13 protein-coding genes are annotated in these 13326 nt (G+C 63.9%); 3 read left to right on the forward strand and 10 right to left on the reverse strand.

From position 1 onward, the window contains the following. Positions 1-21: 21 nt before the first annotated feature. From bamA to B9Z03_RS18435, 10 genes are all read right to left on the reverse strand, one after another. Entirely contained in the window at positions 22-2412 is a 2391-nt protein-coding gene (gene bamA, locus B9Z03_RS18390) for an outer membrane protein assembly factor BamA (RefSeq protein ID WP_085465538.1), read from the reverse strand. Between the two features lie 196 nt (positions 2413-2608). Continuing rightward, positions 2609-3748: an RIP metalloprotease RseP gene (gene rseP / locus B9Z03_RS18395; protein WP_085465539.1), complete on the reverse strand. Its 1140-nt coding sequence runs from the start codon at positions 3746-3748 to the stop codon at positions 2609-2611. 86 nt (positions 3749-3834) lie between these two features. Beyond that, the gene (locus B9Z03_RS18400) at positions 3835-4650 is read right to left on the reverse strand and encodes a phosphatidate cytidylyltransferase (protein ID WP_085465540.1); all 816 of its coding nucleotides are present in this window, start codon (positions 4648-4650) and stop codon (positions 3835-3837) included. A 28-nt stretch (positions 4651-4678) separates the two neighbouring features. Beyond that, the gene (locus B9Z03_RS18405; protein ID WP_244561921.1) at positions 4679-5368 is read right to left on the reverse strand and encodes an isoprenyl transferase; all 690 of its coding nucleotides are present in this window, start codon (positions 5366-5368) and stop codon (positions 4679-4681) included. Between the two features lie 73 nt (positions 5369-5441). Continuing rightward, positions 5442-6002, reverse strand: a complete 561-nt coding sequence (frr, locus tag B9Z03_RS18410) for a ribosome recycling factor (RefSeq protein WP_085465541.1) — start codon at positions 6000-6002, stop codon at positions 5442-5444. Between the two features lie 42 nt (positions 6003-6044). Next, complete coding sequence (pyrH, locus tag B9Z03_RS18415; RefSeq protein ID WP_085465542.1) at positions 6045-6767, reverse strand: UMP kinase; 723 nt, start codon at positions 6765-6767, stop codon at positions 6045-6047. Between the two features lie 108 nt (positions 6768-6875). After that, entirely contained in the window at positions 6876-7796 is a 921-nt protein-coding gene (gene tsf / locus B9Z03_RS18420) for a translation elongation factor Ts (RefSeq protein ID WP_085465543.1), read from the reverse strand. Between the two features lie 99 nt (positions 7797-7895). Next, the gene (gene rpsB / locus B9Z03_RS18425) at positions 7896-8663 is read right to left on the reverse strand and encodes a 30S ribosomal protein S2 (RefSeq protein ID WP_085465544.1); all 768 of its coding nucleotides are present in this window, start codon (positions 8661-8663) and stop codon (positions 7896-7898) included. 175 nt (positions 8664-8838) lie between these two features. Continuing rightward, the gene (locus B9Z03_RS18430) at positions 8839-9828 is read right to left on the reverse strand and encodes a threo-3-hydroxy-L-aspartate ammonia-lyase (protein ID WP_176247555.1); all 990 of its coding nucleotides are present in this window, start codon (positions 9826-9828) and stop codon (positions 8839-8841) included. 39 nt (positions 9829-9867) lie between these two features. Then, positions 9868-10698, reverse strand: coding sequence for a cell envelope integrity EipB family protein (locus tag B9Z03_RS18435; RefSeq protein ID WP_085465545.1), 831 nt, complete (start codon positions 10696-10698; stop codon positions 9868-9870). A gap of 148 nt (positions 10699-10846) precedes the next feature. Between B9Z03_RS18435 and B9Z03_RS18440 the strand changes: the two genes are divergently transcribed. The 3 genes from B9Z03_RS18440 (at position 10847) to B9Z03_RS18450 (ending at position 13294) form a co-directional block, all read left to right on the forward strand. Beyond that, complete coding sequence (locus tag B9Z03_RS18440; RefSeq protein ID WP_085465546.1) at positions 10847-11311, forward strand: RidA family protein; 465 nt, start codon at positions 10847-10849, stop codon at positions 11309-11311. Between the two features lie 10 nt (positions 11312-11321). After that, positions 11322-12044 (forward strand): glycerophosphodiester phosphodiesterase, encoded by a 723-nt coding sequence (locus B9Z03_RS18445; RefSeq protein ID WP_085465547.1) that lies wholly within the window; start codon positions 11322-11324, stop codon positions 12042-12044. A 113-nt stretch (positions 12045-12157) separates the two neighbouring features. Continuing rightward, positions 12158-13294, forward strand: a complete 1137-nt coding sequence (locus tag B9Z03_RS18450; RefSeq protein ID WP_432417042.1) for a GNAT family N-acetyltransferase — start codon at positions 12158-12160, stop codon at positions 13292-13294. Positions 13295-13326: the final 32 nt, after the last annotated feature.

The raw sequence follows: 13326 nt of genomic DNA on the forward strand, positions 1-13326 counted from the left end.
CCGGAAGGGTACTGCCAACTCTTAGAACTTGGCCGACATGCCAAAATTGAGGTTCTGGACGATGTCGGTGTCCTCCTTCAGAACCGGGATCGCGTAGTCGATCCGGATCGGACCGAACGGCGACGCCCAGATCAGGCCGGCACCTACCGACGCGCGCCAGCGCATGTCGAAGGAAGCCTGGTTGGCTCCGGGAACAACTCCGGAGACACCGCCATCGACGCCGAAGAGCGTGGCCGCGTCGGCAAACACCGCACCCTTCACGCCCATGCTGGGAGGAAGCACAGGCATCGGGAACTGCGCCTCTGCAGTGGCATGGAAATAGGTCGTGCCACCAAGATGATCGAAGTCGTCCTCGTCCGTCGACCCGTTCGTATCGGCGGGACCGATGCCATTATAGGCAAAGCCGCGGATCATGCGGTCGGACCCCTTGAACTGGTCGAACACACGCAACCCATTATCATCAAACGGCTGGATATGTCCGGCGCCGAGTGTCACCAGGCCGACGATGTCCTGCTGTTCCGACAGCGTATGATAGTAATTGCCACGTGCCGTGATCTTAGCCCACTTGGCGTCACCACCAAGGCCCGCAACCTCACCCGTCAGCGTGGCATAAATGCCAGAATGCGGGTTCTTCATGTCATCGATGGAATTGTACTGCAGCGTTGCGCTCACGGACGACTTGACCCAAGGGCTCGCCTCGATACCCGCGATGATCGCCGGCGACAGGTCACACGACGTCGTGGTGCCACTATCAGGCTCGCAATCATCGGTATAGCCATACTCTTCCGACGTCAGATTGTACGCCAGCTGAGTGGTCAGGTTCTGCGTGATCGGAAGTCCGAAGCGGATCGTCGCACCGGTCGTCTCGGATTCGTAGTTCGTATACTTCTGTGTTTGACGATACACATCGAACCCGGCCGCGATGCGCCTGCCGAGGAAATAGGGTTCGGTGAACGACAGCGAGTAGTTGCGCGTATCCTTGCCGCCGCCGGCCGAGATGCGGATGAACTGGCCGCGGCCGAGGAAGTTGCGCTCGCTGACCGAGCCCTCGACCGAGAAGCCAGCATTCTCGCCCGTGGTGTAGCCGCCGCCGATCGAGAATTCGCCGGTCGACTTTTCCACCAGATCCACCACGAGGATAACCTGGTCCGGCTCGGAGCCCGGCGCGGTCGCGATGTTCACGGTCTCAAAGTAATCAAGCCGCTCCAGGCGGCGCTTGGCGCGCTGGATCAGGACCTGATTGAACGCGTCGCCTTCGGAAATGTCGAACTCGCGACGGATCACGTAGTCGCGCGTGCGCTCGTTGCCGCGGATCTCGATACGCTCGACATAAGTGCGCGGGCCCTGGTCGATCGTATAAACGACCGAGATCGTGCGCGTCTCGAAATTGCGGTCACCGCGCGGCGTCACCTGGGCGAAGGCGTAACCTGAACCGGCCACCTGCTCGGTCAGACCGATGATCGTGTCCTCGACCTTCTTGGCACTGTAGACATCGCCCGAGTGCGTTCTGATTTCCGAATTCAGCGACTTGGAATCGATGCCCTCGATCGAGGTCTCAACCGACACGTCGCCGAAGGTATAGCGCTCACCCTCGTCCACGGTGAAGTTGACGGTATATTCGTTCGTCGCCTCGTCAAGCTCCGCCGAGGAGGACACGACCTGGAAATCCGCATAGCCGCGATCGTAATAGAAGCGGCGCAGCGCCTCTTCGTCGGCGCGCAGGCGGTTCTCGTCGTAGATGTCGTCACGGAACAGGAACGACAGCATGTTCGAGCGCTTCGTCGAGATCACGTCGCCGAGACGACGATCGCCGAAGGCGTTGTTGCCGACGAAGTTGACCGACTTGATCTTGGTGCGACCGCCCTCGTTGACCGTGAAGACGACGTTTACGCGGTTCTCTCCCAGGTCCATGACCTGCGTCTGAACCTCGGCATCGTCGCGGCCGATGGCGCTGTACGCAGCCTTGATCGCCTCGACGTCGGCTTCCATCTGCGCCTGCGAGAACGGACCACGCGGCTTGAGCTGGACGACTCGCGCCAAGTCGGCATCCTTGCGCTTCTTGTTACCCTGGAAGAGCACCTGATTGACAACCGGATACTCCTGCACCTCGACGATGAGGGTGCCGCCCGACTGGTTGATCCGCACGTCGGAGAAGAGGCCGGTCGCGAAAAGACGCTTCACCGACTCGTCGATATCGGCTGCGGAGAAGGTCCGGCCCGGCTGAATGCTGATATTGCCCCGAATCGTGTCGGCATCGACACGGCTGTTGCCACGCACAGACACGCTGCTAACGACAGCCGCTTCCGCGACCGAAACCGCAGCGACCTGCACGACAAGAGACGCCGAGAATACCATTCCAGCGGCAAGGGCTGCCGCGGATGCCGCGCCCATCAGTCTTTTAGTTGCCTTCATAGGGCTGTCTTACCTTGTTCTCGTAGTCCCCACGGCGAGAAACCGGACGTGACGGTCATTCCGCCATACCGTAATAGCCGGATTTTCCTTACACGCAAGGCTTCTGGTTAATTTGCGTTTACGAAGCCGTTGAGCGTGACTTTCTCGTCACGCCAAACGCCTGTCATGGTTAATAAGTGTCGAATTTTCATTGGGTTCAGCATCCGAAGAGGTCGTTCCATACCACGAAGGCCATGAACATGAGCACGGCGAGAAGACCGATTCTGTAGACCGCTTCCATCGCTCTTTCAGGCACGGGTCGGCGAGTTATCGCTTCGATTCCGTAGAAGACCAGATGGCCTCCGTCGAGCGGCGGAATCGGCAGCAGGTTGAGGAAGCCGATGCCGACGGACAACAGCGCCACCAGGTTGACCAGCCACAGGAATCCGAGCTGCGCGGCCTGCCCCGACATCTTGGCGATCTTGATCGGCCCGCCGAGCTGGCACTTGTCCTCGCGGCCGAACGCAAAGCGCTTGAGAAACTGTCCCGTCCGGCTGATGATCGACCCGGTCTCCAAAACGGCCTGGCCGACCGCCTCGAGCGGGCCATAGTGTTCAACCCTGCCCTGCCCGACCTCCTGGTTCGTCGCCACGCCGATGACGCCCACCTTGATCGTATTCCCGAGGGCGTCCTTCTGCTCGGTCAGTCGCGGCGTCGCAGTGAGCGTGATTTCCTTTCCATCGCGCAGCATCACGAAGGCGAGCTCATCGTCCGTCCGGGCAGATACGTAGCGCTGGACGTCCGCGAAGCTCTCCACCCGGTTTCCATCGACCGAGACGAATCGGTCGCCCGGCTTGAAGCCTCCCTGCTCCGCGGCACTGCCGGCCACCACCTCGGCGACCACCGGCTGGATGACCGGCCGTCCGTAAGTGCCGAAAAGAACGGCGAAAACTGCGATTGTCAGCAGGAAGTTGAAGAGCGGGCCGGCAAAGACGGTCAAGGCCCGCTTCCAGACCGGCTGGGTGTGGAACGCCACTTTGCGCTCCTCCTCGGTCAGCGCCTCGATCTCCGCCGAATCGGGCGTCGAGGTGGCGTTCATGTCGCCGGTGAACTTGACGTAGCCGCCGAGCGGGATGGCCGACAGCTTCCAGCGCGTGCCGTGACGATCGTTGAAGCCAACGAGTTCCGGACCGAAGCCGATCGAGAACGCCTTCACGCCGATGCCGCACCAGCGCCCGACCAGATAGTGCCCCATCTCGTGCACGAAGACCACGACGGTGAGCACGAACAGGAACGGCACGATCGTGCCGAGGATCACCCCATCCACACCGACGATCGAATTGACGATATCACCCAACAGGAATGCCTCGAACTCTGCGGCCGGCCGCGGTGGCAGGAAGTTGCGGTTGCAAACCAGGCGATTCCGTGACGGCCGAAGGCCGGTCAGACGGGAAACAGCCCGTGCGACGGAAAAGCCGGACCGGCCAGCAACCAGCCTGCGAGATACAGCGCCACCGCCGCCGCGACAAGACCATCCACCCGGTCCATTACGCCGCCGTGACCGGGAATGAGGTGGCTTGAATCTTTTGCGCCGAATCTCCGCTTGAAGCCGGATTCGAACAGGTCCCCCGCCTGCGAGACGGCGGACAGCGGCAGCGCAAGCAGCCCCATCAAGAGCGGTGACGGGTGTCCGGCGAACCATGCGACGGCGAATCCGGCGACAAGTGCCGCGACTGCCCCGCCCACTGCCCCGCTCCAGGTCTTGCCCGGAGAGATCGACGGCGCGAGCTTCGGTCCGCCCACCGCGCGGCCAACGAAATAGGCGAAAATATCGGTGCCCCACACGACGGCGAACAGATAGAGGATCGAGAGCAGTCCTGGGAGATCTCCACCACGCAGGAAGGCGAGCGCCACAGCCGGCGACACCGCATAAGCCATACCGGTCGCCGCCAGGCTGCCCAACTCGCGGACCCGGCCGATTGCCAATACCAGGATCGCGGGAACGACCGCGAGAAGCAGCATCGGATAGCCTGAAAGGCCGGCAAGGAGCGCAGCCAGCGCAATCGCCACGAGAATCCATGCCGCGAGCCAGACCGTCCGGTCTCGCTTCAGATCGGAAACGGTCGTCCACTCGTAGAACACCAGCGCTCCGATCGCCGCCCCAAGCGCACGAAACGGCGCGGCGCCGAGCCATGTCAGGCCGAGAACGACCGCAGCGAGAACGACGGCCGAGATGATCCTGAGCTGAAGGTTGCTCATCGCGCGGCCACCGCTTCGACCCGCACCCTCACGAGGCGACACCCGCTTCGCGAACTCCGCCGAAGCGGCGCTCGCGCGCCGCGAAGGTCTGGATCGCTTCGACAAGATGCGTCTTGTTGAAATCCGGCCAATAGCAGGACAGGAAGACCAGTTCCGAATAGGCCGCCTGCCAGAGCAGGAAGTTCGACAGCCTGATCTCGCCGCCGGTACGGATAATCAGATCCGGATCGGGAATCTCCGCCGTGTCGAGGAATGTGCAGAAGGTCTCCGGCGTGATGTCGCCCGGCGCGAGTCTCCCGGCTACGGCTGCCTCGGCGATCTTGGTGGCCGCGCGTGCCACCTCGTCGCGCGAGCCGTAGTTGAAGGCGATGACGAGACGCAGGCCGGTATTGTCGTGAGTGAGTTGCTCGGCCTCGTCCAGCAGCCCGCTGATATCCCGCTGCAGGCTCTGCCGTTCGCCGATGATCTGCACCTTCACGCCGTTCTGGTGCAGCTCCGCGAGGTCGCGGCGGATGAAAAGCTTCAGCAGCCCCATCAGGTCTGTCACTTCCGATTTCGGGCGCGACCAGTTCTCGGACGAGAACGCATAGACGGTGACCCACCGGATACCGAGATCGGCAGCGTTCTGCACCATCTGCCGGAGCGCTTCGACGCCCGCGCGGTGGCCGGCGGCGCGCGGTAGCCCCCGCTCCTGCGCCCAGCGGCCGTTGCCGTCCATGATGATCGCGATGTGCTCAGGCTTCAGTTTCAATCGAGCACTCCCGTCAACGGCATTCGCGCCGACTTGCTCGTCAGACCTGCATGATCTCGGCTTCCTTCTCCGTGAGAAGGCTGTCGATGGTCGAAATCGTGTCGTCGGTCATCTTCTGGACCCGATCGGAACTGACACGCATCTCGTCCTGGCTGATGGCGCTGTCCTTCTCGGCCTTCTTCAGGCTGTCGATGCCGTCGCGCCGGACATGGCGGGCCGCGACGCGCGCCGCCTCGCCGTACTGATGGGCGATCTTCACCAACTCCTTGCGCCGCTGCTCGTTGAGTTCTGGCAGGGGGATGCGAAGCGTCGTGCCATCCATGATGGGATTGAAGCCGAGATTGGCCTCCCGGATAGCGCGGTCGACCGCGCCTACCAGAGACCGGTCCCACACGCTGACGCTGATCATGCGCGGCTCCGGCACGCTGACGGAGGCCACCTGGTTGATGGGCGTCGGCGCGCCATAGGCCTGCACGACGATCGGATCGAGCAGGTTGGCCGAGGCGCGGCCGGTCCTGAGCGACGCCAGATCATGCTTGAACGAGCTGATCGCACCATCCATGCGGCGCTGGATATCCTTGAAATCCACTCCGTCAGCCATGTGTTTCTCCCGGTCTGTTGGTGGTTGCGCCTGAGCTAGACGTCAGGCGTCCGCGACGATCGTGCAGTGGCCTTCACCACGCAGAATAGCGCCGAACCCACCTTTTTCGTGAATCGAGTAGACGATTATCGGAATGTTGTTCTCGCGCGCAAGCGCAATCGCCGCCGTGTCCATGACTTGCAGGCCCTGGGTCAGCACTTCGCGATGCGTGATGCGGTCGTAGCGTACCGCGTTCGGGTCCTTCTTCGGATCCGCCGAGTAGATCCCGTCGACCTGCGTGCCCTTGAAGAGTGCGTCCGCGCCGATCTCCGCGGCGCGCAGCGCTGCGGCGGAATCGGTCGTGAAGAACGGGTTGCCTGTGCCGCCAGCGAAGATCACGACCTTGCCTGCATTCATGTAGGCAGTGGCCTGGCGCTGCGAGAAGCTCTCGCACAGTTCCGGCATCGCGATCGCCGACAGGACGACGGTGTCCACGCCGAGCTTGACCAGCGAGGTGCGCATGGCGAGCGAATTGATCACGGTGGCCAGCATGCCCATGTGGTCGCCGGTGACGCGGTCGCCGCCCTTGGAGGCCACGGCGAGGCCGCGGAAGATGTTGCCGCCGCCGATGACGAGGCCGACCTCCACCCCCATTTCGCGGGCTTCGGCGATGTCGGAGGCGATGCGGTCGGCGACGGAAACGTCGATGCCGAAATGCTGGTCGCCCATCAGCGCCTCGCCCGATGCCTTGAGGAGAACGCGGCGATAGAGAGGCTTTGCCGGCATCGATTGCTTTCTCTTGAAGGACAGGCGCTTCGGAAACGGTGCTGCGATACACGAAGGGCGCCGCGATGTCACGCGGCGCCCTCGCTTATCCCTGTCGGGATGAAGGTCTTACTTCTTGACCGTCGCGGCGACTTCGGCTGCGAAATCGGTCTCTTCCTTCTCGATGCCCTCGCCGACCGCGTAGCGCACGAAGCCGGTGATCTTCGCGGCAGCGCCGATCTCCTTCTCCGCTTCCTTGAGCGCCTTCTCGACGGTCAGGTCCGGGTTCATGACGAAGGCCTGCTTCAAAAGCACGACTTCCTCGTAGAACTTGCGAAGGCGGCCCTCGACCATCTTCTCGATGATGTTCTCTGGCTTGCCCGACGCGCGGGCCTGCTCGGAGAAGATCGCCTTCTCGCGCTCGATCGCGGCCGGGTCCAGCGCGTCGATGTCGAGCGACAGCGGGCTGGTCGCCGCGACATGCATCGCCACCTGGCGGCCGAACGCCTTGGCGGCCTCGGCATTGCCCTCAGTCTCGATCGCGACGAGCACGCCGATCTTGCCCAGGCCGTCGGCGACCGCATTGTGGATGTAGGTCGCGACCGCGCCCTTAGACACCGCGAGCTTGGTCGAGCGGCGGAAGCTCAGATTCTCGCCGATCGTGCCGACCGCGTCCTTGATCGTGTCCGTGACCGACTTGTCCGAGCCCGGATAGGTGGCGGCAGCGACCTTGTCGGTCTCGCCAAAGGCGAGCGCCACCTTGGCAACGTTGCGCACGATGTCCTGGAACTGGTCGTTGCGGGCGACGAAGTCCGTCTCCGAGTTCACCTCGGCCACGGAGGCCTCGTGGAACCCGCCGTCGACGCCCACCAGGCCCTCGGCTGCGGTGCGGCTCGCCTTCTTGTCGGCCTTGGCGATACCCTTCTTGCGCAGCCAGTCGATCGCCGCTTCCATGTCGCCATTGGTCTCGGTCAGCGCCGCCTTGCAGTCCATCATGCCTGCGCCGGTCAGCTCGCGCAGTTCTTTGACCTGTGCCGCCGTAATGCTCATTTCAGCCTCTTCATCTCAAAAAACGATGGCGCGCGATTGGCATCGTGCGCCTGGAAAGGATGGGCGCGGCCGAAGCCGCGCCCATTATCTGGGTTCGGCTCAGGCCGGCGCGGTTTCGTCCAGGGCCGGCTCCACCGGAGCCTCGGCCGAGGCGCCGACGTCGACGCCCATGGCGCCCTGCTGCCGTGCGATACCGTCGATCGCGGCGCGCGCGATCAGGTCGCAATAGAGCGAGATTGCGCGCTGCGCATCGTCATTGCCGGGGATCGGGTAGTCGACCTTGTCCGGATCGCAGTTCGAATCGATGATCGCGACGACCGGGATGCCGAGACGCTTGGCTTCCTGTATGGCGATCGCTTCCTTGTTGGTGTCGATCACGAACATCAGGTCCGGCGTCGAACCCATGTCCTTGATGCCGCCGAGCGCCTTGGTGAGCTTCTCGCGCTCGCGGTCGAGGTTCAGGCGCTCCTTCTTGGTGAAGCCCTGGGCCTCGCCGGCCAGCAGCTCGTCGAGCTTGCGCAGGCGCTGGATCGAGTTCGAAATCGTCTTCCAGTTGGTGAGCATGCCGCCCAGCCAGCGCGAATTGACGTAGTACTGCGCGGAGCGCTGCGCGGCGTCGGCGACGATGTCCGAAGCCTGGCGCTTGGTGCCAACGAAGAGCACGCGGCCGCCGGCGGCAACGGTGTCGGAGACGACCTTGAGCGCCTGGTGCAGCAGCGGAACGGTCTGCGACAGGTCGATGATGTGGATGTTGTTACGGGCGCCAAAGATATAGGGCGCCATCTTGGGGTTCCAGCGGTGGGTCTGGTGTCCAAAGTGAACACCTGCGTCCAGCAGCTGGCGCATGCTGAAGTCGGGCAGTGCCATGTCTTATCCTTTTCCGGTTTGCCTCCACGGACGCTCGACGCTCGGATTTCTCGTTGCGCCACCGGAGGCGTCAGCCGGATTTCTCCCGGAAGACCACCCAAGTCCGTGTGTGGAATGGCCGCGCATATAGAGGCGTTGCGGCCGAAACGCAAGCGCAACCGCGTCGCGCGATGCCTCAGCATGCTGCGAAATGGCCTGCAAGCGCGCCGAGATCGATATTGCCGCCGCTGAGCACGATGCCGACCCGTTTGCCGGCGCAATCGATCTTGCCCGAAAATACAGCGGCCGCAGCGAGACAGCCGGTCGGCTCCACCACCATCTTCATCCGCTCGGCGAAGAAACGCATCGCCGAGACGAGCGCCTCGTCCGGAACCGTCTCCACCGCCTCGACCTTCTCGCGGATGATCGGGAAGGTGCGCAAGCCGAGCGCGGTCGTCAGCGCGCCATCAGCGATGGAGCGAGGCACGGCAATCTCGACAATCTCACCCTTCTCGAACGACTGTTGCCCGTCATTGCCTGCCTCCGGCTCGACGCCGAAGACGCGGCAGCCGGGCGACAGCGCCTTCGCGGCAAGCGCGCTGCCGGCGAGCAGCCCGCCACCACCGAGCGGTGTCACGACGATGTCGAGGTTGCCGACCTCCTCGATGAGTTCCAGCACCGCCGTCCCCTGCCCGGCGATCACCTCGGCGTGGTCGAACGGCGGAATGATCGCCGCGCCGGTCTCGGAGGCGAGCCGTTGCGTAACCTCGCGCCGGTCCTCCTTGTAGCGGTCGTAGAAGACCACCTCCGCGCCGTAGCCCCGCGTACCGGCGACTTTCACCGTCGGCGCGTCGCTCGGCATGATGATTGTGGCGCCGACGCCCAGCAGCTTCGCCGCATAGGCCACCGCCTGGGCGTGGTTGCCGGAGGAAAAGGCGAGCACGCCGCGCGAACGCGCAGCCGGGTCGAGCGCGGCGATCGCATTGTAGGCGCCGCGGAACTTGAAGGCGCCGCCGCGCTGCAGGCTCTCGGCCTTGAAGAACAGCGAGGCGCCGGTCAGTCGATCGGCCGTCCGCGAGGTCAGCACCGGCGTCCTGTGCGCATGGCCCGCGATGCGGGCTTGAGCCGCCCGCACGTCCTCGAAGGTCGGAATGCGCAGCGCTTCGGCTACCGAATGTGCGGTCACGATCAGCTCCCGATCCCGGTGAATATCGCCTGCGAGCACCTATTCGGGCTTCTTGCAGGTGTCCTTGCTGTCCAGCAGGTCGAGCCCGACCAGCTTGGCCTTGATGGAGAACTCGCCGTAGCTCATCGTCAGGTCGCGCGTGAAACCGTTGTCGTAGAGCTTGAAGCTGATCGCGTAGTCCGGCACTTCTTCGCCGTCGTCCTTGGAGAGGTCGAAATAGGCGATCGAAACCGGCCAGTATGGCTCCGACTGGAGGCTTTTGAGCGCCGGCAGTTCCGGATCGTTGGCGGCCGGCGTCGTCTTCTTGCCGATCACCACCGTCGTGGTCATCACCTTGTTGGCTTCGTCCGATCCGTCGAAGATCGAGGTTTCGTAGAAATTCTCGCCCGCCTTCGCCTTCTCGATCAGCTCGATCATGTGCTGGGTGGGAAAATGCGTCGCCGGCAGATCAACCGTTTCGGACTGGGGTTTCTGGAGCTTGACCGCCAGCCCCTTGCCGTCAATGGAAGCCGAGCCCTTCGTCTCCTTGTCCAGCCCGTCGTCGACGAAGAACTTCGTCACGAAGTCGAACGACTTGCCCTCGCCGTCCTCGTAGGTGGTCATCTGGTAATCGTTCATGCGCTGCGTCTCTTCCACGTTCATCTGGGAGACAAAGCGGTAATTGGTCGAATATCCCTCGCAACGGGATCCAGTGAACTCGTAGACGATGCGACCGGCCACGCCGGTGACGCCGGATTTTTCAGACGCCTCGCCGAGATCGAGGTCGTAGACCGCGCGGTGCGCAAGCAGCGCCCCTGCCGCGCTGGCGAATTCGACCGGAAAGACAGTTGCGAAAAGGATGGCGGGAAGGACAAGGCGCGAAGCGCGCATCTAACGTTCTCCGGTGACCGCATCCGCACGGATGCGGCCGGTTAAGTTGACTCGTCGGCATTCTCCACTCTAGTCGTGGCCGAAGCGAGGCGGACCGCGCGGGCCCTTCGCGAACAATGGCACGAGTCTGATTAACGGGGAACGAAAATTGGCCGACACGATCGAAGCCCGCCTCGCCGCCGAAGGCGTAACCTTGCCGGCCGCCGCCGCGCCGGCCGCGAACTACGTGCCGTTCATGCAGAGCGGCAACCTGCTCTTCACCGCCGGGCAACTGCCGCTCGCCGACGGCAAGCTGGTGGCAACGGGCCTGCTCGGTCGCGACCTCGATACGGCGACGGGTCGGGAAGCCGCCCGCGCCTGCGCGCTCAACATCCTCGCCCAGGTGAAGGCCGCGGCCGGCGATCTCGAAAAGATCGCGCGCATCGTCAAGATCACGGTGTTCGTCGCCTCGACGGCAGACTTCACCGAGCAGCATCTCGTTGCCAACGGCGCTTCGGATTTCCTTGCAACGGTGCTGGGCGAGCGCGGCAAGCACGCCCGTTCGGCGGTCGGCACGGCCTCGCTGCCGCTCAACGCGCCGGTCGAGATCGAAGCGATCGTGGAACTCGCCTGAGGCTCGATCAATGTCCGATATCTCCTGGTTGACTGAACGCCCGATCGCGCATCGCGGCTATCACGACATGAACAAGACGCGCTGGGAGAACACACTCTCGGCCTTCGACGCCGCTGCGAGGAACGGCTTTGCCATCGAATGCGACGTCGAGCTCTCCGCCGACGGCGTGCCGGTGATCTTCCATGACCACGACCTGCAGCGGCTCGCCGGCCAGGGCGGGCTGGTCTGGCAGAAGACGGCGGCCGAGATGGGCGCGCTCAGGATCGGCGGCACCGCCGACCACGCGCCGACGCTGCGTGAGATGCTGAACCTGGTTGCGGGGCGCGTTCCGCTGGTCATCGAGCTCAAGGGCATTCCCGGTCACGACGAGGGACTTGTGCAGGCGGTCGCGAAGGAATTGCGTGCCTATGACGGCAAGGCCGCGATCATGTCCTTCGACCACTGGCTGATCCGCCAGTTCCCGGTTCACGCGGCGGGCATTCCGGCCGGCCTCACCGCCTGGGGCGACAAGCCGCACGAGATCGAGGCGCATTTCTCGATGCTCGCCAACGGACTGTCCTTCACCTCCTATCACTACGGCCACCTGCCCAACCGCTTCGTCACCTTCATGCGCGAGACGCTCGGCCTGCCGGCAATCACCTGGACCGTACGCGACGCCGACGCCGTCAAGACCACCTTCTCCCACGCCGACCAGATGACCTTCGAAGGTTTCGATCCCGACGCCGTCGCCTGACGCAGCGTATCTTGCCCCGCAGCGCCGCCGGTCCCACATTGGGGGCCATGGACTCAGCGGCAGGCGGCGGCAATTCAGGATCGAGCGATGTCACGCTGAAAGTCGTGACCGGCATGGACGACTTCTCGAAAGAGGAGTGGTCAGGCCTGTCCGGCGCGTCGCGCGGCGATTGCACAACGTCGTACAACCCCTTCATCTCGCACGACTTCCTGTCCGCGCTGGAAGACGCGGGAACTGTCTCGCGCCAGACCGGCTGGCAGCCGCAGCACCTGCGGCTCGAAACCTCCGGAGGCACGCTGATTGGCGCCGTGTCGTGCTATCTGAAGTCGCACAGCCAGGGCGAATACGTCTTCGACCATGGCTGGGCCGACGCTTTCGAGCGCGCCGGCGGGCGCTACTATCCGAAGCTCCAGGTCTCCGTTCCGTTCACCCCTGCGACCGGACCGCGCCTGCTTGTCGCGCGCGGCGCATCGGAGCCGACAGTGCGGGCAGCACTTGCCGGCGGCCTGAAGACCTTGACGGACCGGCTCGGCGTCTCCTCTGCCCACGTCACCTTCGCGATCGACGAAGATATCGAGCTGCTGGAGGAAGCAGGCTTCCTGCCGCGCACCGACCAGCAGTTCCATTTCCGCAACGAGGGCTATGGCGACTACGCCGACTTCCTCGATACGCTGGCCTCGCGCAAGCGCAAGGCGCTGCGCAAGGAGCGCGCCGCCGCGGTGCAGGACGGCATCACCATCGACCGGCTCACCGGCAAGGATCTGACCGAGGCCGCCTGGGACGACTTCTTCCGCTTCTACATGGACACCGGCAGTCGCAAATGGGGCCGGCCCTACCTCAACCGCAAGTTCTTCTCGCTGGTCGGCGAGCGCATGGCCGACGACGTGCTCTTGGTCATGGCAAAGCGCAACGGCCGCTATGTTGCTGGCGCGATCAATTTCATCGGCGGCGACCGACTGTTCGGCCGCAACTGGGGTTGCATCGAGGATCATCCGTTTCTGCATTTCGAGGTCTGCTACCATCAGGCGATCGACTTCGCGATCGAGCGCGGACTGAAGGTTGTCGAGGCAGGCGCACAGGGCGAGCACAAGCTGGCGCGCGGCTACATGCCCGTGATCACCCGGTCGGCGCATTATATCGCTCATCCGGGCCTGCGCCGGGCAGTCGCCGAATATCTGGAGCGGGAACGGCAGGAGGTCGCGCAGATCGGCGAATATCTCGAGGAACACGGCCCGTTCCGCAAGGGCTGAGCCGCCTTGCAAAGCCTGCGGGGCCGGCCTAA

This window comes from Mesorhizobium australicum (assembly GCF_900177325.1).
GTDB lineage: Bacteria > Pseudomonadota > Alphaproteobacteria > Rhizobiales > Rhizobiaceae > Mesorhizobium_A > Mesorhizobium_A australicum_A.